The following is a 22453-nucleotide window of genomic DNA, read 5'->3' on the forward strand; positions in this document are numbered from 1 at the left end:
CGTAGCATGCGCTACGGCTGGGCTCGTGTGCGATTGGCAGAACTGACCCCGGATTGTATTACTGCTTGGCCTGGGCTTCTTTGATGTCGGCGTTGGCCTTGGCCTTGGTGGCGGCGGTCTTGTTGGCGGCGATCGCTTTGTCGGCGGTGGCGTCGACGGTTTCCTTGATCGCTTTGGCGTCCGCTTTCACCGATTTTTTCTCGGCTTTTTCTTCAGCTTTGGCCACGGCCTTGTCGCCTTTGGCTTCGGCTTTGGCCTTGTCCTCAGGATCGGCCTTGGCTACTTTTTCTTTCGCTTTGGCTTGCTCTACCGAGACTTTGGCCTCGCCTTCGGCGTGCACGCGATCGGCTTTGGCGATGGCCTTGTTGGCTTTCTTGTCGGCCTTGGCGTCAGCCTTGGCTTCCTTCTGTTCGGCCTTGGCGACGTCCTTGTTGGCGTCGTTCTGGGCTTTGGCTACGTCCGACGATTGGGCGTAAGCGGCGGTGGCCATCAGGCCGGCGATCAGGGTGGCGATGATCTTGTTCATGGTGTATCCCTTTCGGTGTTGTTGGAGTAAGTGAGATACAGCTTAATGCCCAGCCGCCCTGTTCTCTGTACGCTAGCGTACTAAATCCCCGATTTGCTTGCTGGCCGGGAATACAGGTCGATGATGGTGCTGATCGCGTCCGCGCACACCGAGCAGAATTTGTCGCTGCGGTCGAACATGATGCACTGCATTTCGGGCCGGTAGTAGCCGGTGGCTTCGTAGTTCGCGCCTTCGAACGCGCCCACCACGTGACGGTTCGGATCCGGCGTGAACAGCGCATCGGTGTGCTCCAGGTCCTTGTGGAACAGGGCGCTCATCTCGGACTCCGGGCGGTTGGCGGCGCGCAGAGCGGCGCGCTCTTTCTGGTAGGCGCGCGAGGCGGTTTCGTAGGCGTCCTTCGGCCACGGCGTCGGCAGCGGCGTGCCCTCTTTCACGAATTTTTTCCATTTGAGGTTGGCCGGGTCGTGCAGCGCGGTGGCGTTGGGCTCCCACGGTTCGCGGCGTTCGCCGCCGGTGGCATAGGCGACCGGCGAGGTGTAGTACTCGTCGGCCAGGCCGGCGAAGTGGTGGCCGAATTCGTGCACGAACAGGTAATTGGCCCAGTCGTTGTCGGCCGCCGCGGTGCTGAACTGGCCGAAGATGCCGCCGCCGCCGTAGGTCTCGTTGTTGACCAGGATTTCGATGAATTCATACGGCGCGTACTGCGCCAGCTCGCGCAGGGCGCGGTTGTCGGTGGCCAGCACGTAACGCTCGCTGCCGAAGATGTCGTAACGCGCGCCGAGCGGCGACTGGTGATAGGTGTTGGTCGAAGGCCGCGAGACGCCCGATTCCCCGGTCGGCAAGGCCAGCGCCCAGACGTTGAAGTCCTTCTCGCGCTCCTTGAACGGCGATGTCTGGAACAGATGGTCGGCCAGCCGGCGCGCGGCCGCTTCGAACTTCTTCATGTCCTTGGTGGTGTAGCCGTCGCCGACGATCAGCAGGTCGACCTTGTCCGGCGACGGGCCGTTGACGCGGATGCCGATAGGCTTGACCGGCGCCGGCGGCTGCTTGCGCACCACGTCCATGGCGTTGGGATCGATGTCGGTGGTCCAGACCACTGAGAACTGGTTGCGGTCGTCGCGCTTGAGGATGCGCACGCGCACCGGCTGCTCGGGCTTGGGGAAGCGTACCGATTCCTGAAATCCGCGATTGGCCTTGGTGGCCTCCTCGGTGCTGCGCCACTCCGCAAACACGGTGGAGAAGCCGCGCGAGTACAGCAGCTTGCCGGTTTTGGGATCGGTCACTTCCACCAGGTTGTTGCCGCGGTTGGTGTTGTCGATGGTCTGGCTCATGTTGCCGGGCCAGGGCAGCGGTTCGATCACGACGCGGTCCATGGCGTAGTGTTCTTCCAGCGCGTTGCCGGTGTGGTAGTAGTCGACGCGCATGGTCGCCGGTTGGGCGGCCAGCGCGCAAGTGCAGGCGCACAGCGCCAGCAGGGAGACGAGGTGACGGAGCATGGGGTTCCTGACAGTCGTTGAAACGTGACCGTCATTGTACCCGCAGGATCAGGTACGCCACTTGCCCGTTCTGGCCAGTTCCAGCACCGCGTCGGTGAAGGCTTGGGGCGCTTCCTGCGGCAGGTTGTGGCCTGCGCCGGGCACCTGTACGTGGCGGCGCGGGCCGCTGAACCTGGCGGCGGTGGCGCTGCCGTCGGTGGCCTTGATCACGCCGTCGTCGATGCCGTCCATGGTGATGGTCGGGACCTTGATCACCGGGCCGGTGGCCAGGAAGGCTTCCAGTTCGGCGTAGTCCGGGTAGCCGTCGGCATGGCCCAGGCGGTGCCGGTAGGAGTGGATCACCACGTCCACGTAGTCCGGATTGTCGAAGGCCTTGGCGGTGCGCAGGAAGGTCGGGCCGTCGAAGTGCCAGCTCGGCGAGTTGTTCTCCCACAGGATGCGGGCGATGTCGTCGCGGTTGGCCTTCAGACCCGCGCGGCCACGCTCGGTCTGGAAGTAGAACTGGTACCAGAAGCCCGCCTCCACCTTGGCCGGCGCAGGCAGCGACGACTTGGCGATATCCTGTATCAGATAGCTGTTGACAGACACCAGCCCCACCACGCGCGTCGGCTTCATCGCCGCCACCACGCAGGCGGCGCGGCCGCCCCAGTCGTAACCGGCCAGCACCGCTTCGGGGATGTGCATGGCGTCCATGAAGTCCAGCAGGTCCTGGCCGATGGCGGCCTGTTGCCCCGAGCGCGGCGTCGCATCGTCGAGGAAACGCGTGGTGCCGTGACCGCGCAGGAAAGGCACCAGCACGCGGTAACCCTGGCTGGCCAGCGCCGGCGCCACGTCCACGTAGCTGTGGATGTCGTACGGATAGCCGTGCAGCAGGATGATGGGGCGACCGTTCTCGGGACCGACTTCGTGGTAGCCGATGTCGAGCAGATCGGTCTGCACCTGCTTCACCGGCAGCAGCGGCAGCGGCGCGGTGGGACGGGTCGGCGCGGTGTACACCTTCCGCGGTTTGCCGCTGCCGGCGGCATTGGCGGCACCGGGCACACCCAGGCCCATGGTCAGGCCGGCAGCGGCGCCGGCGGCCGACAGCAGGAAGCCGCGGCGATTCAGTACAGAGTCAGTCATGGTCATTCTCCTTGTTCGATACCCGTGATAAGTTCGCTGGACAGCCAGTGCGCCAGCAATTCGCCCGCCTTGGCCACGCCGGCCGCTTCGCCGCGCAGGGCGACCAGCAGGTCGCACACGTCGGCAAAGCTGCCGCTGGCCTGTAATTGCAGCAGCGCCTGATACTCCAGCGCGTCCACCTGTTTCAGATAGGTGGTGTAGCCGCGGCGCCAGACCAGCAGGCCGCCCGCTTCCGCCAGCATTTCGCTTTCCGGCGGCGGCTGGCCGTCCCACAACGCGGTCCATACCTGCTCGGCATTGGTGCTGGCCGGCGCGGTGCGCAGCGACGGCGCCACCTGCAGGGACACGCTTTCCCAATCCACCGCCGCCAGGTCTTCCATCGCCAGCGGCGCGGCGTCGGCGGCGACGAATGCCGCGCCCAGCGCATGCTCTATCCACGCCACTTCCCGCAGGTCCGGGTTGTCGGGGAACAGCGCAGCCAGCGTGACGGCGAAATCGTCGGCATATGCGTCCAGCGTCCAGGCATGCGGCGGATGCGCATCGATGTGGGTGATGGCCGCCTGGCGAAACGCCTCTTCACCTATCCAGCCGCGCAGCTTGGGAAACGACACTTCCAGACAGCCGACCAGCTGCGCGCGGTAGTTGTTCTGGTAGACCGCCAGCCCGGCCATGGCGCGCGCGCCGGTGCCGATGACGGCGCTGGGCGTCGCGTGCACCAGCCATTGCTGGAAGTCGCGCTGCAAATCGACCACGCTGACGCGGCTCATGCGGCCTCCTTCAGCTTGCGCTCCCAGGCGCGCAACTGGCCCAGTTGACGGGCGATGCTCAATTCGGCCATCAGCTCGGACAGCGGCGGAATGTGGTCGTCGCGCTCGATCATCGTGGCGACCGGGCCGACCTTGGCCATCACCTGCGAATACAGCTTCCACACTTCTTGCGCCACCGGACTGTCGTGGGTGTCGATCAGCAGGTCCTCGCCCTGGCTGTGACCAGCCAGATGGATCTGGCGCACCGCCTCGTAGGGAATGCCGGCGATGTAGTCGGCGGTGCTGATGCCGTTGTTGCTGGCGCTGACGTAGATGTTGTTCACGTCCAGCAGCAGGCCGCAGCCGGTGCGCCTGCTCATCTCGCGCAGGAAGTCCCACTCGTTCATGTCGCCGTCGAATGCCAGGTAGGTCGAAGGGTTCTCGAACAGCATGGCGCGGCCCAGCGCGTCCTGCGCCTGGTGGATGTTGGCACAGACCACGTCCAGCGCCTCTTCGCTGAACGGCAGCGGCAGCAGGTCGTGCGAGTTGAACCCGCCCAGGCGCGACCAGCTCAGGTGATCGGACACGAACAGCGGCTCGATCTCGTCGGCCAGCGCCTTCAGACGCTGCAGATAGTCGGCGCGCAGGCCGTCGAAGGAGCCGATCGACATCGACACGCCGTGCAGTATCACCGGATGGCGTTCGCGCACCTGGCGCAGGATGTGGCGCGGCTGGCCGCCGGCCACCATGAAGTTTTCGGAAATGACCTCGACAAAATCCACTGCCACCTGGCCTTCCAGGAAATTGCGGTAGTGCTCTTTGCGCAGGCCCAATCCATAGCCTGAGAACGGAGTGATGTGCATCGCAGCCTCGTTATCTGTGGGTTGACATGGCCCGGCACCGCATCATGGCCGGGCCGCGTGACCTTATTTTTTCGGTTCGGTCAGGGTGCCGCCTTCGGCCAGGCAGGCGCTCTTGGTGCGTACCAGCACGCCCTCGCCCTTGCAGCTGTTCAGGCCCTTGCAGTCGTTCTTGGCGGTGGCGCACAGGCTGGTGCCCTTGCAGGTGTTGATGCCGTAGCAGCGGCCCAGCGGTTCGGCCTTCTGGTTCTGATCGGCGGCGTGCACGCTGGTGCCGATGGTGAGGGAGGCCAGTGCCAGCAGGGCGGAAGCGGCTGCGATGCCGACGCGGGAAGTTTTGCTCATGGTGATGCTCCTTTAGGATTCAAACAGGGGTTATTGCGCTTTTTGCGCGGCGTTCAGGATGACTTGCGCGACCTTTTCCGGCTGCGAGACGTAGACCAGGTGGCTGGCCTTGATCTCGGTGATCTGGGCATGGGCGCGCTGGTACATCCAGCGTTGCAAGTCCGGGCTCAGCGCGCGGTCGTCGGTCGAGACGATGGCGTAACTCGGCTTGCTTCTCCAGGCGGCCGACCAGATCTGCGTGGTGAAGGCCGCGGTGGTGGCCGGCACCTGGGCGGCGGCCATGAAGTTGGTGCGGTTCTCGGCCAGGTCGGCGCCGAAGTCGTCGTGGAATTTGGCGCGGTCGAAGAACAGGTGGCCGTCCTGGGTGGTCACCACCGAATTGCTCGGCGCCGGCATCGAGCCGAGCACCTGCGCCAGGCTCTCGCCCACGTCCGGCAGCAGCGCCGAGACGTAGACCAGGGCTTTCACCTTGTCGCGGTTGCCGGCGGCCGAGATGATGGCGCCGCCCGAACTGTGGCCGACCAGCACCACCGGACCGACCTGCTGGTCCAGCACTTCGCGGGCTGCCGCGACATCATCGTCAAAGCTGGTGTGCGGCTGGTTGGCGATGGTGACGTGATAGCCGGCGTGGTACAGGATGTCGAACACCACGCGCCAGCCCGAGCCGTCAACGAAGGAGCCCGGCACGATCACCACGTTCTTTGCGCCGGCCGGGCCGGCAGGCGCCGCGTCGGCCGCCTGCGCCATCGGCATCACGCCGAGCGAGCCGATCACCGCCGCCGCGGCGATGGCGGCTGCTTTCAGGGCGAGAATCTTCTTCATTATTTTTTCTCCTTCGGGGTCAGCGAACCGAAGCCCTTCGGCGTCTTGATCTTGACGCAGGTGCCCTTGTCGACCAGGGTCCAGGCGTCGCCCTGGTAATCGATGGACGAGGTGCCAGCGCAGCTGGTGCCGGCGCCGGCGGCGCAATCGTTCTGGCCGGCCTTGGCGACGCCGTAGCATTTTTCGGTCGGCTTCGGTGCGTCGGCGGCGTGGGCGCCGGCGGTCAGCGTGGCCAGGGTCAGGGCCAGCGAGGCGGCCAGGGAGGAACGCGAAACTTTCATGGTATTTCCTTTCAGTGGGCTATAAAACGTATCCGATAACAGCGGATACGATTGATTACTTAAACAAAGCACGGTCGAGCGACCATTTACCGCCGCCATTGGCGATCAGCGGCAGCAGCACTGCGGTCCACAGCAGATGGGTGGGCCACGCATTCGGGTAAACGAAGATTTCGATCACGGCGGTCATGCCCAGCAGCGCCAGCGCCGACACACGGGTGCCCAGGCCCAGCACCAGCAGCAGCGGGAACAGGTGTTCGGCGTAGGCCGACAGCGGCGCGGCGACTTCGGCCGGGATCAGCGGCAGCGCGTATTCGGTGCGGAACAATTCGTAGGTGAATGGCTTGATGGTCAGAAAACCCTGGACCTTGGTGCGGCCGGACAGGAAGAACACGGCGGCGATGCCGAGGCGCGCCAGCAGCAGCTGCAGCGCGGGCGGCAGTATCTGCGGCAATCGGGTGCGCAGACGCGCGGTCAATTGATGCATGGGTCAGCTCCTTTTATCTCATACGTTTAAATCGGATGAGAGGCATAGTACAGACCCGGATAAGCCATGTCAAGCGTATTCGATTACATCGCATACGTTTTATTATTACATGGTGTTACTGCGAACTGATGGGTTGTCCCAGCTCCAGCGGACGGATATCGAGCCGCATGTTGAGGATGGAGTAGCTCTGCGGCGCGGCCGAGGCATAGCCAACGCTGTCGCGGGTCTTGCTGAGGGTGAACTGGAACACGGCCGGCGGCAAGGTCGTACTGGCGCCGCCGGTGGCGATGCCCACCGCTTCGCTGCGGCGGTTGTTCATCAGGTTTTCCATCAGCTCCACCAGCGCATACTTGGCCAGGATATCGGCCGAAAACACCGGCGGACCGACGGCCAGCTCGCGGTGCGGCGGCAGCTTGCCGTCCGCCTTGGCCGCCGACGGCGTGAACGTATGCGTGCCGAGATCATAGATATCGCCGCGGTCCAGATAGCTGATCACAGCATTGCTGACATTGAAGCCCTTGCTGGCCGCATCGGTGCTGGCATGCGACAGGTCCACCAGCAGCGCGCCCTTGTGGCCGACGATCTCCACGCGGCGGCGGCTGTCCACCACCATGGCCGTGTTCTCGTCGATGCCCAGGCCGAATTTATAGCCCTTCTTCAGCATGGCCGGGATCATGCGCGCGAAGCGGCCGCGCGCCAGGAAATGCTGGTCGATGAAGATGTCGTCGCCGATGAAGCCCAGGCCCGGCGCGATCTCGCGGCCGTCGGTCAGGCCGCCGCGCATGGTGGCGAACACGCTGGGCGGCGGTGCGTAGAACATGGTGCTGCTCATGATGGCCGCGCCGGCGCTGCTGCCGGCCACCACCCCGCCGCGCCGGTACAGATCCCACACCGCGTCCAGCACCGCGCTGCGGCTGCCATCCTCGCGCACCAGCGCCTGGGTGATGCGGGCCTGGTCGCCGCCGACGAAGTAGACGCCGCCGGCGCCGCGCACGGCGGCCGCCACCTCGGCATCGTCGGCCACCTTGCGGTAATCATGTTCGGTGTAATTGACGCCCAGCGGCACCAGGAAGGGATCGGCGCCATACTCGCGCAGGCGGTCGACGATGAAGCCGCCCACCATGGTCGGATCGGCCGCCGCCGACGGCAGCACGGCGATGCGCGCGCCCTTGCCGCCCGCCAGCCGCACGATGCGCTGCCAGACCTCGGCATTATCGGGCTTGAGCGCGCCGCCGATGATCACCAGCGCGCCTTGCGGCGCGGCAGCCGGCAGCGGCGCGGCCTGTGGCGATGCCGCCAGCACGGCGGCGGGAAGCAGCAATTTCATGGCCAGACGCATAAGGTATCCAGAAAAGAAACGGGGTGGCGCCGCGCGGCGTCACCCCATTAATATACCTTACTGCCGCGTCACCGATAACGATAAAGTGGCTGTTGCAGTTGTATCGGCCGCACGTCCATGCGCAGCTTGAGCACCGAATAGGCCTCCACCTCGGTGGAGCTGTAGCCGACCGAGTCGATGGTCTTGGAGAAGCGGAATTCGAAGCCCAGGTCGGGATTGAAATCGCGCGGATTGCCGAAGGCGATGCCGATCGCTTCCTGCTGGGCGTTGTCGATCAGGTTGACCATCAGGTCCAGCACCGCGTTGTTACCGAGGATATCGTTGGTGTAGACCGGTTCGCGCGTCTCCGGCTGGTTCGGATCGAGCTTGTTGTCGGCCTTGTCCGGCGACGGCGTGAATTCGCGCGTCATCAGGTTGAACTTGTCGCCGCGGTCCAGATAACTGATGGTGGCGTTGCTGATGTTGAAGCCCTTGATGCCGCGGTCGGTGATCGCCGCCGACAGGTCCAGCAGCAGCGCCCCGCTGTAGCCGATGATCTCCACCTCGCGCTTGGCGTTGACCACCATGGCGGTGTTCTCGTCGATGCCCAGGCCGATCTGATAACCCTTCTTCAGCATCACCGGGATCATGCGCGCGAAGCGGCCGCGCACCAGCAAGTGCTGGTCGACGAACACGTCTTCGCCGATGAAGCCCAGGCCCGAGGCGATCTCGTGGCCGTCATTGACGCCCAGCTTGAGCATGTCCAGCGTCGACTTGGCGTCATAGAACATGGTGGTGCTCATGATGGCCGCGCCGGCGCTGCTGCCGGCCACCACGCCGCCGTCGCGGTACACGTCCCACACCGCGTCCAGCGCCGCCGTATGCGTGCCGTCCTGGCGCACCAGCGCCTTGGTGATGCGGGCCTGGTCGCCGCCGGTGAAATAGATGCCGGTGGCCGAATGGATCATGGCCACCACCTCCGGATCTTCGGCCGCCTTGCGGTAATCGCTGTTCGGCCAGGTCACGCCGAGCGGAATCGCGAACGCCTGCGCGCCGTACTGATTCAGCTTGTTGACGGTGGCCTGGGCCGACGCCTCCGGATTGATCGAGGCCGAGCCGAACACGCCGATGCGCGCGCCCTTGCCGCCGGCCAGCATCACGATGCGCTGCCAGACTTCAGCGTTTTCGGCGCGCAGGCCGCCGCCGATGATGACCAGATTCCCCGCCGGCGGCGCCAGCACGGGCTTGGGCGGCGGCACCGCCTTGGCCGGCTTGCTGGTCTTGCCCGGCACCTGCACCTTGGCCACCGGCGTCGTCGCCGCCTGCGCCACGCCGGCGAACACCAGCAGCCACAGCATGCACAGGCGCATGCACAGCCGCTGGAGCGTAAAACCAGTTACATTCATGTTGCCCTTCCGATGAAAACCGGCGCCGGGCTGCCGCCGGGCGCCGGCAGTTGCTACCTGCGACTGCCAGATGATACCAAGCTATTGCTTAAAACCGCATTACTTAAGCACGTAAATTACTTAAGCACGTTAATTACTTGAACGCGTAATTTACATTCGCGAAGAAGCGGCGGCCGCGCGGGTCGGTGTAGGTAGGATCATAGCCGGAGATGAAGTAATAGGCCTGATTCGAGAACGGCGGTGCGGTATCGAACAGATTCTGCACGCCGACCCGCACTTTCAGCGCCTTGTTGGCCTGCCACGAACCGCTCAGGTCCCACAGCGAATACGGCTTGACGCGGTTGGGCGCCACCACCGAGCCGTCGTCGACGTTGATTGCGGAGTTCTGGTCCACGTAGCCGCTGGAGAAGGTGTTCGAAAGCGTGGCCGCGAATGGCCCCTTGTCCCAGTCGAAGCTGATGGTGTGCCGCCAGCGCTGCACCACGCCGTCGGTGACGAAGCGTCCCAGGTTGCTGACGTAGACGTCGCCGACGTCGTTCTGGATCTTCGAGGCGATCACGTAGGTGCCCGACAGGTGGCCGCCGAAGCGGCCGGCCCAGGTCTGCACGCCCTTGTAGTCGATGGTCAGGTCGATGCCGGTGGCCTGCTGGGCGCCGCGGTTTTCCTTGCGCAGTTCGATGTAGTCGATATTGCCGTCTTCATCGCGGTGCACCAGGTCGCCGTATTTGCTCAGGTTACCGAGGATGATGTCGTCGCCGATTTCGGAAATCAGGTCGGTGCGCTTGATGTTCCAGTAGTCGAGCGACAGCGCCACCTGCTTGGACGGCTGCAGCACCATGCCGACCGAGAACTGGCGGCTGCGCTCCGGTTTCAGGTTGGCGTTCGAATAATGGCGGGTATCCCAGTTGTCGGCGCAATCGGCGTAGTTGTTGTCCACCGTGGCGCAGTACACCGGGTCCGGCAGCGTGGCGGTGGCGCCGAACTGGGTCGGACGGTACAGTTCCGTCATCGACGGCGCGCGGAAGCCGCGGCCGGCCGAGGCGCGGAACAGCATGGTCTTGGTCGGCATGTAGCTCAAACCGACTTTCGGGCTGGCTGCGCCGCCTACCACCTGGTAGTGGTCGTAACGGGCCGATACCTGCGCTTCCCATTGCTTGGTGAACGGCAGCAGCAGTTCGCCGTACACCGCCTGGATATTGCGCGAGTAGGCGGTGGCGTCGCCGCCTTCCGGCGCGAAGTCGTTGTTGATGTTATCGCTCATCAGCAGCGCCGACGGATTGAAGGTGGTCTTCTCGCGGCGCACCTCGCCGCCCACCGCCAGCGCCGCATCGCCGCCGGCCAGCTTGCCGACCGGGTGCGAGATCTTGAAGTCGACCGAATCCATGGTGCCGCGCGCGTGCCGCACCTCGTCGTTGACCTGGATGCTGTTCAGTAGGTCGATGCCGGCCTGGCTGGACGGGCCGAAGGGATTGATCAGGCCATCGGCGATCCCCTGCAGCAGCTTGTCGTACAGCAGATAGCCGTGGGTGTCGCGGTCCTTGATGGTGTTGACGCTGTGGTTGATGCCCACGTCGTAATCCCAGCCATTGTGGCTGCCGGTCCAGCCGACCACGATGCGCTGGCTCTCGCTGGTCAGTTCCGAAGTGCGGCGGCCGGCCTCGAACAAGCGCATGTTGAGCTGCACCTCGCCCGGCACATCGTCGTCGGCGCTGGCTTCTTCCGACAGCAGGTCGTACTTGGCCAGGGCCGGAATCTTGCGGTAATCGATGTAACCGGTCACGCGCGCCGACGACGCGGCGTACCAGGTCTTGGAACGGCTCAGCGCAATTTCCGCATACAGCTGGTTTTCCGGATTGATCTGCAGGACGCCGCGCGTCAGCAGGTTGGCCTTCTCCGATTTCGGATACAGCTCGGTGTCGCCCATGTAGTCGTAGGTACAGGCATCGACGCCGCCGGTGCCGGCCGGCAGATACAGGTTGGCCGGCGGATTGCAGGCCGGGATGGCGGTGTTGATGGTGCGGTTGGTCAGCGGCTTGCCGTTCAGGGTGAAGCCCTGATCGTTCAGGTAATCGCGCTGGGCGCCGGTCAGGCGGATGTTGGCCGGCGAGGTGTAACCGGACAGCAGGTGCGGCAGGCGCTCGGCGATGTGCAGGTCGCCGATGAACTTGCGCTGCGAGGTGCTCAGCGCGTCGGTGCGCTGGAAGTCGGCCACCGCGAAGATGTTGTAGCCATCCTTGGCGACGTCGCCATGGCCGGCGCTGATGCTGGCGGTGCGTTTGCCGGCGCCGCCCTCGTCGGTCTTCAGGCCGTAGGCGTTCAGCTCCACGCCCTGGAAGTCCTTGCGCGTGATGAAGTTGATCACGCCGCCGATGGCGTCGGTGCCGTACAGCGCCGAGGCGCCGTCCAGCAGCACCTCGACGCGCTGGATGGCGGCGGCCGGGATGTTATTCAGATCGACGCCGCTGTCGTCGCCGGGCGAGGCGAAGTTGGCCATGCGGCGGCCGTTCAGCAGCACCAGCGTGGACGAGGTGCCGATGCCGCGCAGGTTGGCGCTGTTGAAGCCGCGCTGGTCCTTGCCGTCGGAGATGCTGGCGCCGTCGGTCAGGCCGCCGACGTTGGACGACAGCCGCGCCACGATCTCGGACGCGGTGGTGACGCCGACCTTGTCGATTTCTTCCCGGGTGATGACCTGCACCGGCAGCGCGGTTTCCGATTCGATGCGCTTGATCGCCGAGCCGGTGATTTCCACGCGCGCCATCGGATCGGCGGCGGGAGTATCCTGTGCCACGGCCTGGCCGATCAGCGCCAGCGCGCCCAGCCCACAGGCCAGGCGCACGGCGCGCGCCATCCTCGAAATTCGCAGTCCATGCAGCTCACTCATAGTCACTCCCCGGTGCTCGTTATGTAAATAATTCATTAAAGCTAACTTTACGCAGTTGTGACCGAAAACTCAAGGAAGCGCCCCCGCTTTGTGCCGTGCGCGATTTACTTTGTGAAAATACTGCTACATACTCAATCTTTCACGCAAACGGTGCCGAATATGCAAGTACACAAACATCCCCTCTCCGTCCCGCACGCCAACGCCGCGTATGAACTGACCAGCTTCCACTTCGGCACGCCGGGCAGCGGCAAAAAAGTCTATATCCAGGGCTCGCTGCACGCGGACGAAGTGCCGGGCATGCTGGTGTCGCAATTCCTGCGCAAGGAGCTGACCGCGCTGGAGGCGGCGGGCCAGATCAGCGGCGAAATCATCCTGGTGCCGGCGGCGAATCCGATCGGCCTGGCGCAGGCCATCCATGGCGCCGCGTTCGGCCGCTTCGACCTGACCACCGGCGTCAATTTCAACCGCGCCTACAAGCACGTGGCGGACGACCTGAAGAAATCGCTGGACGGTAAGCTGGGCCAGGACGCCGCCGCCAACGTCGCGCTGATCCGCGAACACGCGCGCGCCTCCATCGCCGACTGGCAGCCGCAGACCGACGCCGCGCAGCTGAAGAAGACCCTGATGACCATGGCGATCGACGCCGACATCGTGCTCGATCTGCATTGCGACAACGAGGCGGTGCTGCACATCTACGCCGGCACGCCGCTGGCCGACGCGATCGCGCCGCTGTCGGCCATCCTCGGCTCGCACGCGACGCTGCTGGCATACGAGGCCGGCGGCGAACCGTTCGACGAGGCCTGCAGCCGTTTGTGGTGGGATCTGGACGAGCACTTCGAACACCGCTTCCCGATACCGGCCGCCTGCCTGTCCACCACGGTGGAACTGCGCGGCGAGATGGAAGTCAGCTACGATCTGGCGCGCAAGGATGCGGCGGGGCTGCTGCAGTTCCTGACGCTGCAAGGCGTGCTGCACGCGGACGACGCGGCGGCGCAGGCGGCGGCGGCACGCCTGCCGGAGCCATTGTGCCAGCCAACGCCGCTGGAAGGCGTCGAGCCCTTGTATGCGCCGCATTCCGGCATCCTGATCTACACCCGCGAACTGGGTGCGCGCGTGGCGGCCGGCGAGGCGGTGGCCGATCTGATCGACCCGGTCAGTGGCGACACCACCGTGCTGCGCTCGACCATCGCCGGCGTGTTCTTCGCACGCAGTGCGCACCGCCATGTGATCCGCGGCATGAACGTCGGCAAGGTGGCCGGCGCCAAGGCTTACCGTGAGGGCGACCTGCTGAGCGCATGATGAACAAGAAAAAAATCAAACTCCCGCATACCTTTGTCCTGCTGTTCATCATCCTGGCGCTGATCGCGACCGCGACCTGGCTGGTCCCGGGCGGCAAGTACGACACGCACCTGGTCAACGGCAAACAGCTGATCAATCCTGACAGCTTCCACTACATCGACAGCGCCCCGCAGGGGCTGGTGTCGTTGATGAAGGCGCCGATCAAGGGCTTCGTCGAAGCGGCGCAGATCATCGGTTTCGTGCTGATCGTCGGCGGCGCCTTCGCCGTGCTGCAGAAGACCGAAGCCATCGACGCGATGATCAAATCGCTGGCCAAGGCGCACGCCAGTTCGGCATTCATTCAAAAGGCGCTGATCCCGGTGTTCATCACCCTGTTCTCGATCGGCGGCGCCACCTTCGGCATGAATGAAGAAGCCATACCGTTTATACTGATTTTCGTGCCGCTGGCGCTTGCGCTGGGGTATGACACGGTGGTGGGCGTATCGATTCCCTTCCTCGGCTCGCAGGTCGGATTTTCGGCGGCGTTCCTGAACCCGTTCAACGTCGGCATCGCCCAGGGCATCGCCGGCGTGCCGGTGTTTTCCGGCTGGGGCTACCGGCTGATCGTGTGGTGTATCGCCACCGCCGTCACCATCGTCTTCATGATGTGGTACGCCGCGCGGGTGAAAAAGAACCCGGCGCTCAGCCCGACCTACGCGCTGGACATCGAAAAGCGCAAGGAACTGCCGGACCATATCGGCGACTTCCAGGGCATGACCATGCGCCACAAGCTGGTGCTGTGGATCTTCGCCGGCTCGCTGGCGGTGATGGTGTTCGGCGTCGTCCACTTCGACTGGTACATCGACGAGATAGCGGCGCTGTTCCTCAGCATGGCGATCATCATCGGCCTGGTGGGCCGGCTCGACTCGACCCAGATCGTCGAAGGCTTCATGCAGGGCGCGCGCGACCTGGTGGGCACGGCGCTGGTGATCGCGCTGGCGCGCGGCACGCTGGTGCTGGCACGCGACGCCCACATCATCGACACCATGCTGCACGGCCTGATGCCGCTGGTGCAGTCGGCGCATCCGGTCTTCGCGGCGTGGAAGATGTTCGGCATCCAGACCGTGATCAACTTCTTCATCCACTCCGGCAGCGGCCAGGCCGCGCTGACCATGCCCATCATGGCGCCGCTGGCGGACCTGGTGGGCGTGACGCGCCAGACCGCCATCCTGGCGTTCCAGTTCGGCGAATTCACCACCCCGATGATCCCGACCTCCGGCATCACCGTCGGCGTCCTGGCGCTGGCGCGCATCCCGTGGATCACCTGGGCGCGGTGGATGATCCCGCTGCAACTGATCTACGCCATCCTGGCGCTGGCCCTGCTGGTCCCGCCTTGCCTGATGAACTGGCAATAGAGGTCCCAAAATGGGACTAAACTCTATACGTCTCAATGTCTAACTTTATTGAACTGTGCGTTCAGCGGGCCGCCGTTCCAGGGGATATCGATGACTTCATCGATCAATGGCACGACAACCCCGGCCTGCAATCGCTGCACGAATTCCTCGGCATGACGCGCAAGGAATACGCCGACTGGATCGCCGACGCCTCCAGCCTGGAGGAAATCATCAATTCGCATAAATATTCGGGAAATACCGCTCCATCAAGGTCGCCGGGCGGGCCGGGGGCGTGAAGCCGTAGCGCGCGTACAATTCATGGGCATCGCTGGTGGCCAGCATGAAGCGGCGCAGTTTCTGCAGATCCGGATGCGCCAGCACGGCTTCCACCAGCCGCTTGCTGTAGCCTTTGCCGCGCTGCTCCTCCACCACGAATACGTCGGCCAGGTAGGCGAACGTCGCCAGGTCGGTGGTGACGCGCGCAAAGCCTACCTGGCGTCCATCCAGGTAGGCGCCGAAGCACAGCGAGTTGTCGATCGCGCGCTCCACCACCGCGCGCGGAATGCCGATCGCCCAGGTCGAGCGCTCGCTCAGGAATTGGTGGATCAGCGCCACGTCGAGCGCCTCCTTGTCGGTGCTGATGTGCAGATCGGCCATGTTTTTCCGTGGTTGTCTAGACAATGTTGACGTATTTTAGACCAGCTGACGGTTTATAATCGCTGCTGATCCTACGCGCACTTCCTACTTTTGACTATGACTGCACAACTTTCCAAAAAGGCCGAAGCCTGGTCGGCCCGCTTCAACGAACCCGTCTCCGATCTCGTCAAGCGCTACACCGCTTCGGTGTTCTTCGACAAGCGCCTGGCCAAGGCCGACATCCAGGGCTCGCTGGCCCACGCCGAGATGCTGGCCGCGCAGGGCATCATCAGCGCGCACGACCGCGCCGAGATCGAACGCGGCATGGCGCAGATCGGCGCCGAAATCGAAGCCGGCCAGTTCGAATGGCTGCTGGACCTGGAAGACGTTCACCTGAACATCGAGAAGCGCCTTACGGAGCTGGTCGGCGACGCCGGCAAGCGCCTGCACACCGGCCGCTCGCGCAACGACCAGGTGGCCACCGATATCCGCCTGTACGTGCGCTCGGCCATCGACGACGTCCTCGGCCTGCTGAACGAACTGCGCGGCGCGCTGACCGACCTGGCGGAAAAGAACGCCGACACCATCCTGCCCGGCTTCACCCACATGCAGGTGGCGCAGCCGATCACCTTCGGCCACCACATGCTGGCCTACGTCGAGATGTTCGGCCGCGACGCCGAGCGCATGGCCGATGCCCGCAAGCGCGTCAACCGCCTGCCGCTGGGCGCCGCCGCCTTGGCCGGCACCACTTTCCCGATCGACCGCGTGCGCGTGGCCAAGACGCTGGGCTTCGACGACGTCTGCCACAACTCGCTGGACGCCGTGTCGGACCGCGACTTCGCCATCGAGTTCACCGCGGCCGCCTCGCTGATCATGACGCACGTGTCGCGCATGTCGGAAGAACTGATCATCTGGATGAGCCCACGCGTGGGCTTCATCGACATCGCCGACCGCTTCTGCACCGGTTCGTCGATCATGCCGCAGAAGAAAAATCCGGACGTGCCGGAACTGGCGCGCGGCAAGACCGGTCGCGTCTACGGCCACCTGATGGGCCTTCTGACCCTGATGAAGGGCCAGCCGCTGGCCTACAACAAGGACAACCAGGAAGACAAGGAACCGCTGTTCGACACCGTCGACACCGTGGTCGACACGCTGCGCATCTTCGCCGACATGGCCGGCGGCATCACCGTCAAGCCGGAAGCGATGCGCGCCGCCGCGCTGCAGGGCTACGCCACCGCCACCGACCTGGCCGATTATCTGGTCAAGAAAGGCCTGCCGTTCCGCGACGCCCACGAAGCCGTCGCCCACGCCGTGCGCGCCTGCGATGACCTGAAGATCGACCTGGCCGAGATGTCGCTGGAACAACTGCGCGCCTATTCGACGCTGATCGAAGACGACGTGTTCGCCGTGCTGACGCTGGAAGGCTCGGTCGCCGCCCGTGATCACGTCGGCGGCACCGCGCCGAACCAGGTGCGCCAGGCGATCGCCCGCGTGCGCGCGCAACTGGCCAAGTAATTCCCTTTCCGGCGCCGCCGTCCGCGCGGCGCCGATTTGCCGGCTTATTGATCTGGCACAGTACCCCCTGCCCCGCCGCGATCTAGCGTGAAGTCATCTACCCAACGGAGGATGACATGAACCCGCGCCCCTACCTGCTCGCCGCCTGCACCGTCTGCGCGCCGCTGCACGCCGTCCAACTGATGTCCGCCCCGGTCACCATCGCCACGCCGCAGGAAAGCGCTTCGCTGGTGGCGCGCCTGGCCGCGCTGGATGCCCGCCAGGGCCTGACCGCCGACTACAGCTTCCGTATCGCCACCCAGCATCCGGGAGTGGTCGGCCAGAAAATCACCCGCGCCCAGCACACCTACAAAGGCGTGCGCGTGTTCGGCTCCGAATCGGTGCTGGTCACCAGCAGCGCCGGCGACATCATCAGCGTCTCCAGCACCGACCGCCGTCCCGGCGCCGCGCCGATCGCTCCGAGCGGCATCGCCCCCGCACCGGCGCCACCCATGCCGGACATGACACCCCTGCTGAGCACCGATGACGCGATCCGCGCCGCCGTGCAGGACGTCGCCCCCGGCGCCACGCATCGCTGGCCGCCCGGCGCCGAGCTGCTGCTCTATCCCATCATGAAGACCGTGCGCAGCGAAGCCGCCGCCGCCAAGCCCGAAGAACAGCTCAACGCCCTGGACCTGGAGGAAGTAGTGGATCACTACGAGCTGGCCTACCTGGTCAAGCTGCGCATGGCGCAGGAGGCAAAACTGATTTACTACGATGTGGTGGTCAGCGCCAGGACCGGCGCCATCATCGCCAAGTGGCCGGCGCTCAAGACCATCATCGGCAGCGGCAACAGCCAATACAACGGCGTGGTGGCCATCAGCACCAGCCAGACCGGCAGCGGCTTCCAGATGCTGGATGCCGCCCGCGGCACCGGCGGCAAATTCGGCGGCATGGCCATCACCAACGCCAATCACAGCTCGCCCAACAATCCGGATCCTGGCAGCATCTACACCAACAGCAGCAACACCTGGGGCGACGGCAAGCAATACAGCGGCGGCAGCACCACCAACGCCAACGGCCAGACCGCCGCCGTGAACGCGCTGTGGGGACTGATGAACACCTACGACACCAACCGCAATGTGCTCGGCTGGCATTCGCTCGACGGGAATAACACCGCCACCTACATCGCCGCCCACGTCGGCACCAGATACGACAACGCCTTCTACGACGACAGCTGCCGCTGCATGTACATCGGCGATGGCGACAGCTTCTACAGCCTGGGCGCGATCGACGTCATCGGCCACGAAATGTCGCACGGCGTGACCGCCGCCACGGCGGACCTGATCTACGCCGGCGAATCGGGCGGGCTGAATGAGTCCAACTCCGACATCGGCGGCGAGATGGTGGAAGCGTACGCCCGCAACGGCGGCACCGGCGACAGCGTGCCGGCCGCCGGCAACGACTGGATGATGGGGAAGGAAATCAGCAAGAGCGGCGAGCCGCTGCGCTGGATGTACAAGCCGAACAAGGACGGCAGCAGCCCGGACGCCTGGAGCACCAGCCTGAAAAACCTCGACGTGCACTATTCGAGCGGTCCGAATAACCGCATGTTCTACTTCCTGTCGCAAGGTTCGAAAGACGACAAGACCAGCGACTACTACAGCCCCTATCTGACGCGCAAACCAGCCGCGATGACCGGCATCGGCAACGACAAGGCTTACCGCATCTGGTTCAAGGCCCTGACCACCAAGTTCACCTCGTCGACCAACTACGCCGATGCGCGCAACAAGGTACTGCAGGCCGCCCAGGAACTGTATGGCGCCAGTTCGAAGGAAGCCATCGCCGTGCAGCGTGCCTATGCCGCCATCAACGTCGGCGCCGACATCGACGAGGATGGCGTTGGCGGCGGGGGCGGTGGTGGTGGCGGCGACGCGGCGGAGCGCATCGTCAACGGCGGCTTCGAGGATGGCGCCACCGGCTGGAGCGGCAATACCAGCGTGATCGGCGCGCGCAGCGGCCAGACGCCATATGAAGGCACGCGCTTCGCCTGGCTGGGCGGGAACGGCCGCCGCTCGAGCGCCACGCTGACGCAGCGGATCGAGATTCCGGCTGCCGCCACCGGCGCGCAACTCAGCTTCGCGCTGCACATCGATACCAATGAACGCAGCAACACCGTGTACGACACCCTGAGCGTGACCGTGCTGAATGCCAGCGGCGGCACGCTGGCGACGCTGGCCACCTACACCAACCTGACACCGTCCGCAGGCTACCAGCTCCGCAGCTTCGACCTGCTGCCGTACAAGGGCCAGCAGGTGACGCTGTCGTTCGTCGCGCGCGAGGATCGCTCGTTGCAGACCTCCTTTGTGCTCGACAAGGTCAGCCTGCTGACCAAATGATCAGCGCAGCGTGACGAACACCGGGTTCGAATAGAACCACAGGCTGCGGTAATTGCGGTCGTTGATGTCGTTGAAGCGCTGCGTGTTGTCGCTGGTGCCGGTGCGCTGGTCTGCCAGGGGTTCGCCGCCCTGGGTCAGGCCGGCGATATCGGTGCCGAGGTTGGTGCCGCGCAGGCGGAAATACTGGTTTTTGGTGGCCGTGGTTTCATAGGTCACGCTGTAATAGCCGTCCGCATCCACCTTCCAGTCGGCGCTGGTGAAGCGCTTGACCACTTTGGTGCTGGCATTGGTCGCGGCGCTGTACGCGGCGGTGCCCGGCGCGGCCCTGGCGCCGACGTCGCCTGCGATCAGGTCGACGTGATCCACCACCGGTTTGACATTGGCCGAGGTGCCGCTGTCCACCGGCTTCTCGTAATTGTTCTTGGCCGGCGACTTGAAGCGGATGGTGATGGTCACCTTGTCGCCGCTGGCGACTTTCAGCTCGCCGCCCATCTCCTTGCGGTCATCTCTGCCGGCCAGATTGAAATCCAGCGCGTTGATCAGGTCACCGTAGACCGAGAACATCTTGCCCGAGCGCAGACCGGCCAGCAGGTCTTTGGCGGCCGGCGTGCCGGTGGCGGCGTTGAAGACATAATTCTTCGCATACTCGCCGGGGAAGTAGCCGCTGCTGTTGCCGCCGACGATCTTGAAGTGCGTGTCGGAGTCGGTGAGATTCCAGATATGGCGGCCCTCGCCCAGCAGCGCGTCCCACACGCCGCCGACCTTCGCCACCACGTAATCGACGCCGCCGTAGACGCGCAGCGCCGCGTTGTCATCGGTGTAGGCGGCGGTGTAGCCACCGCGATCCGGTTCCATCTGATTACCCACCATGCCTTCGATGGCAAACACGATGTCGGGTGCCGCATCGTTCATGGCGCGGAAATCGGCGGCCGTGTAGCTGTTCTTGTTGCGCGACGGGTGGTTGATCACCGCATAGCTGGTGGTCGGATAATTCTGCTTCAGCCAGTTGATGGCCTGCAGCGCGTCCGCCGCCGTGGTGTTGTAGCGGGTGGCGCCGTACTTCGCCTTCCACGCCGCGACATCGGCCGCGTCGAACATCGCCACGTCGCGCGTGGTGAACAGGTATTCGAACTCCTTCATGCCCTTGGTGCTGGAGCCCAGCTTGTCCGCGCCTTCAAACAGACCGATGCCGATGTGGTCATGGGTCGGCATGTCCCATTCGAAGCCGGAAAAAATCAGTTTGTCGGCATAGGTGCCTGCCGCCTGCAACGCCTGCACATGCGGCAGCTCGTAGCGCTCGGCGCCAATCGACATCGGAATCTGTGCGGCCAGTGTGGCGCCCTTCTCGTCGCGGGTCGAGACACGCAGGTGGTTCGAGATCGCCATCCAGTCCAGGCCATAGCTGATGAAAGCCTTGCCAAGGATTTTGTCCAGGGTCTGGCTGACATCGGCGTCGGCCGATTGCGTGGTGTGGGTATGCAGGTCGCCGGCGATCCAGCGGCCGGCCGGCAGCGGCGGCACGGCACTGGCAGGCTGGTTGTCTCCGCCGCAGGCGACGACGCCCAGCATGATGGCAATGGCGAACGGGATCAGCAGTTTTTTCATGGTGTATTCCTGAGGTGTCAAAACGGGCAGCGCGCACCTTAACATTCGCTTGTGACGGCCAAATGACGCACACAAACTGATATGATCAAAGGCTGTCGTACATCACTCCAGGAATACCAAAATGACCATAGGCGGAAAGACCATCGAAGAGGCACTGGCCTCCTTGTCCGATATGACTGCGGGCGCAGTCCCCATCGCCAAGGACGAACATCTGCAGCGCATCGCGCGGGCGCAGGCATACATGCAGGCGCAGGGCATCGCGGCCATCTACATCAATGCCGGCGCCAACCTCACCTACTTCACCGGCACCAGGTGGCACGCCAGCGAGCGCATGGTGGGCGCCATCCTGCCGGCGCAGGGCGCGCTGGAATACATCGCCCCCGCGTTCGAGGAGAGCACGCTGAAGGATTTCATGCTGGTCGATGGCGCCGTCAATTGCTGGCAGGAGCATGAAAGCCCGTATGCGCTGTTCATCGCTGTGCTGAACCGCATGGGTATTGCGCCGAATCCGGCACAACCGCCGCGCGTGGGCATTTGCGAAAGCGCCGCCTTCTTCATCTACGACGGCATCCGTCCGCTGGCGGAGGGCTACGCGCTGGAAAACGCGCGCCAGGTGACGGCGCACTGCCGCACCCGCAAGTCGAAAAATGAAATCGCCCTGATGCAGCGCGCCAAGGACATGACCATGGCCGTGCACATCGCCGCCGCCAGCATTCTGCGCGAAGGCATCACCACCACCGAAGTGGCGGAGTTCATCGACCGCGCGCACCGCAAGGTCGGTGCGCCGGGCGGCTCCTATTTCGTGATCGTGCTGTTCGGCGAAGCCACCGCCTACCCGCACGGCGTCAGCTACGTGCAGACGCTGAAACCCGGCGATACGGTGCTGATCGATACCGGCTGCAAGCTGCACAACTACATCTCCGACATCACCCGCACCTATGTGTACGGCCCGATCAGCGAACGTCAGCGCTCGGTGTGGAACAGCGAGAAGAAGGCGCAGGCGGCGGCATTCGCCGCGGCGCAGCTGGGCGTCCCGTGCGAGGAAGTCGACCAGGCCGCGCGCCGCGCGCTGGAAGCCGACGGCTTCGGCCCCGGCTACAAGCTGCCTGGCCTGCCGCACCGCACCGGCCACGGCATCGGCCTCGATATCCACGAATGGCCTTATCTGGTCGGCGGCGACAAGACCCCGCTGGACGTCGGCATGTGCTTCTCGAACGAGCCGATGATCTGCATCCCCGGCGAATTCGGCGTGCGCCACGAGGACCACTTCTACATGACGGAAGACGGCCCGAAATGGTTCACCGAACCGGCGCACAGCATCGATGATCCATTCGGGTTGCGCAAGTAAGCCGCTGCCACA

The 22453-nt window shown here is 64.6% G+C and carries 20 protein-coding genes; 5 read left to right on the plus strand and 15 right to left on the minus strand.

Annotated elements, in window-relative coordinates; translation table 11 throughout:
* Positions 1 to 58: 58 nt before the first annotated feature.
* From E4L98_RS05745 to E4L98_RS05800, 12 genes are all read right to left on the minus strand, one after another.
* Positions 59 to 526: a hypothetical protein gene (locus tag E4L98_RS05745; RefSeq protein WP_135200610.1), complete on the minus strand. Its 468-nt coding sequence runs from the start codon at positions 524 to 526 to the stop codon at positions 59 to 61.
* A gap of 80 nt (positions 527 to 606) precedes the next feature.
* Positions 607 to 2022 (minus strand): IgA Peptidase M64, encoded by a 1416-nt coding sequence (locus tag E4L98_RS05750; protein ID WP_135200611.1) that lies wholly within the window; start codon positions 2020 to 2022, stop codon positions 607 to 609.
* A 48-nt stretch (positions 2023 to 2070) separates the two neighbouring features.
* Positions 2071 to 3144 carry an alpha/beta fold hydrolase gene (locus E4L98_RS05755; protein WP_135200612.1) on the minus strand — a complete coding sequence of 358 codons (1074 nt, stop codon included), beginning with the start codon at positions 3142 to 3144 and terminating at the stop codon, positions 2071 to 2073.
* Between the two features lie 2 nt (positions 3145 to 3146).
* Positions 3147 to 3911: an HvfC/BufC N-terminal domain-containing protein gene (locus E4L98_RS05760; RefSeq protein ID WP_135200613.1), complete on the minus strand. Its 765-nt coding sequence runs from the start codon at positions 3909 to 3911 to the stop codon at positions 3147 to 3149.
* Positions 3908 to 4753, minus strand: a complete 846-nt coding sequence (bufB, locus tag E4L98_RS05765) for an MNIO family bufferin maturase (RefSeq protein ID WP_135200614.1) — start codon at positions 4751 to 4753, stop codon at positions 3908 to 3910. The genes E4L98_RS05760 and bufB overlap by 4 nt, the downstream gene beginning before the upstream one ends.
* A 63-nt stretch (positions 4754 to 4816) precedes the next feature.
* Complete coding sequence (gene bufA2, locus E4L98_RS05770) at positions 4817 to 5095, minus strand: BufA2 family periplasmic bufferin-type metallophore (RefSeq protein ID WP_135200615.1); 279 nt, start codon at positions 5093 to 5095, stop codon at positions 4817 to 4819.
* Between the two features lie 30 nt (positions 5096 to 5125).
* Complete coding sequence (locus E4L98_RS05775; RefSeq protein WP_205746667.1) at positions 5126 to 5917, minus strand: alpha/beta fold hydrolase; 792 nt, start codon at positions 5915 to 5917, stop codon at positions 5126 to 5128.
* On the minus strand, positions 5917 to 6198 hold the full coding sequence (locus tag E4L98_RS05780) for a BufA1 family periplasmic bufferin-type metallophore (RefSeq protein ID WP_135200616.1): 282 nt from the start codon (positions 6196 to 6198) through the stop codon (positions 5917 to 5919). Before E4L98_RS05780 ends, E4L98_RS05775 begins: the two co-directional genes overlap by 1 nt.
* Before the next feature lie 55 nt (positions 6199 to 6253).
* Positions 6254 to 6682: a DoxX family protein gene (locus E4L98_RS05785; protein WP_135200617.1), complete on the minus strand. Its 429-nt coding sequence runs from the start codon at positions 6680 to 6682 to the stop codon at positions 6254 to 6256.
* Positions 6683 to 6797: 115 nt separating this feature from the next.
* Positions 6798 to 8009 (minus strand): cyanophycinase, encoded by a 1212-nt coding sequence (locus tag E4L98_RS05790; protein WP_135200618.1) that lies wholly within the window; start codon positions 8007 to 8009, stop codon positions 6798 to 6800.
* A gap of 80 nt (positions 8010 to 8089) precedes the next feature.
* A complete protein-coding gene (locus E4L98_RS05795; RefSeq protein WP_135200619.1) occupies positions 8090 to 9406 on the minus strand; it encodes a cyanophycinase in 1317 nt (438 codons plus the stop codon).
* A 133-nt stretch (positions 9407 to 9539) separates the two neighbouring features.
* Positions 9540 to 12287, minus strand: a complete 2748-nt coding sequence (locus E4L98_RS05800; protein WP_135200620.1) for a TonB-dependent receptor — start codon at positions 12285 to 12287, stop codon at positions 9540 to 9542.
* A gap of 159 nt (positions 12288 to 12446) precedes the next feature.
* Here E4L98_RS05800 and E4L98_RS05805 point away from each other — a divergent pair, with 159 nt between their 5' ends.
* Entirely contained in the window at positions 12447 to 13586 is a 1140-nt protein-coding gene (locus tag E4L98_RS05805; protein ID WP_135200621.1) for a succinylglutamate desuccinylase/aspartoacylase family protein, read from the plus strand.
* Positions 13586 to 14980 carry a YfcC family protein gene (locus E4L98_RS05810; RefSeq protein WP_135200622.1) on the plus strand — a complete coding sequence of 465 codons (1395 nt, stop codon included), beginning with the start codon at positions 13586 to 13588 and terminating at the stop codon, positions 14978 to 14980. Before E4L98_RS05805 ends, E4L98_RS05810 begins: the two co-directional genes overlap by 1 nt.
* A 32-nt stretch (positions 14981 to 15012) precedes the next feature.
* On the opposite strand, the gene E4L98_RS05815 is transcribed toward E4L98_RS05810, so the two are convergent.
* The gene (locus E4L98_RS05815) at positions 15013 to 15201 is read right to left on the minus strand and encodes a hypothetical protein (protein WP_135200623.1); all 189 of its coding nucleotides are present in this window, start codon (positions 15199 to 15201) and stop codon (positions 15013 to 15015) included.
* On the minus strand, positions 15191 to 15616 hold the full coding sequence (locus E4L98_RS05820) for a GNAT family N-acetyltransferase (protein WP_135200624.1): 426 nt from the start codon (positions 15614 to 15616) through the stop codon (positions 15191 to 15193). The genes E4L98_RS05815 and E4L98_RS05820 overlap by 11 nt, the downstream gene beginning before the upstream one ends.
* Positions 15617 to 15712: 96 nt before the next feature.
* On the opposite strand from E4L98_RS05820, the gene argH reads away from it, so the two are divergent.
* The gene (gene argH, locus E4L98_RS05825) at positions 15713 to 17110 is read left to right on the plus strand and encodes an argininosuccinate lyase (RefSeq protein ID WP_135200625.1); all 1398 of its coding nucleotides are present in this window, start codon (positions 15713 to 15715) and stop codon (positions 17108 to 17110) included.
* Positions 17111 to 17226: 116 nt separating this feature from the next.
* Positions 17227 to 19488, plus strand: coding sequence for a M4 family metallopeptidase (locus E4L98_RS05830; protein ID WP_135200626.1), 2262 nt, complete (start codon positions 17227 to 17229; stop codon positions 19486 to 19488).
* Here the strand turns inward: E4L98_RS05830 and E4L98_RS05835 are convergent, their stop codons facing one another.
* Positions 19489 to 21093 carry a CehA/McbA family metallohydrolase domain-containing protein gene (locus E4L98_RS05835; RefSeq protein WP_135200627.1) on the minus strand — a complete coding sequence of 535 codons (1605 nt, stop codon included), beginning with the start codon at positions 21091 to 21093 and terminating at the stop codon, positions 19489 to 19491. It lies immediately after the preceding gene.
* Positions 21094 to 21214: 121 nt separating this feature from the next.
* On the opposite strand from E4L98_RS05835, the gene E4L98_RS05840 reads away from it, so the two are divergent.
* Positions 21215 to 22441, plus strand: coding sequence for a M24 family metallopeptidase (locus E4L98_RS05840; protein WP_135200628.1), 1227 nt, complete (start codon positions 21215 to 21217; stop codon positions 22439 to 22441).
* Positions 22442 to 22453 lie beyond the last annotated feature (12 nt).

The organism is Duganella callida, assembly GCF_004614165.1.
Classification (GTDB): domain Bacteria; phylum Pseudomonadota; class Gammaproteobacteria; order Burkholderiales; family Burkholderiaceae_D; genus Rugamonas; species Rugamonas callida.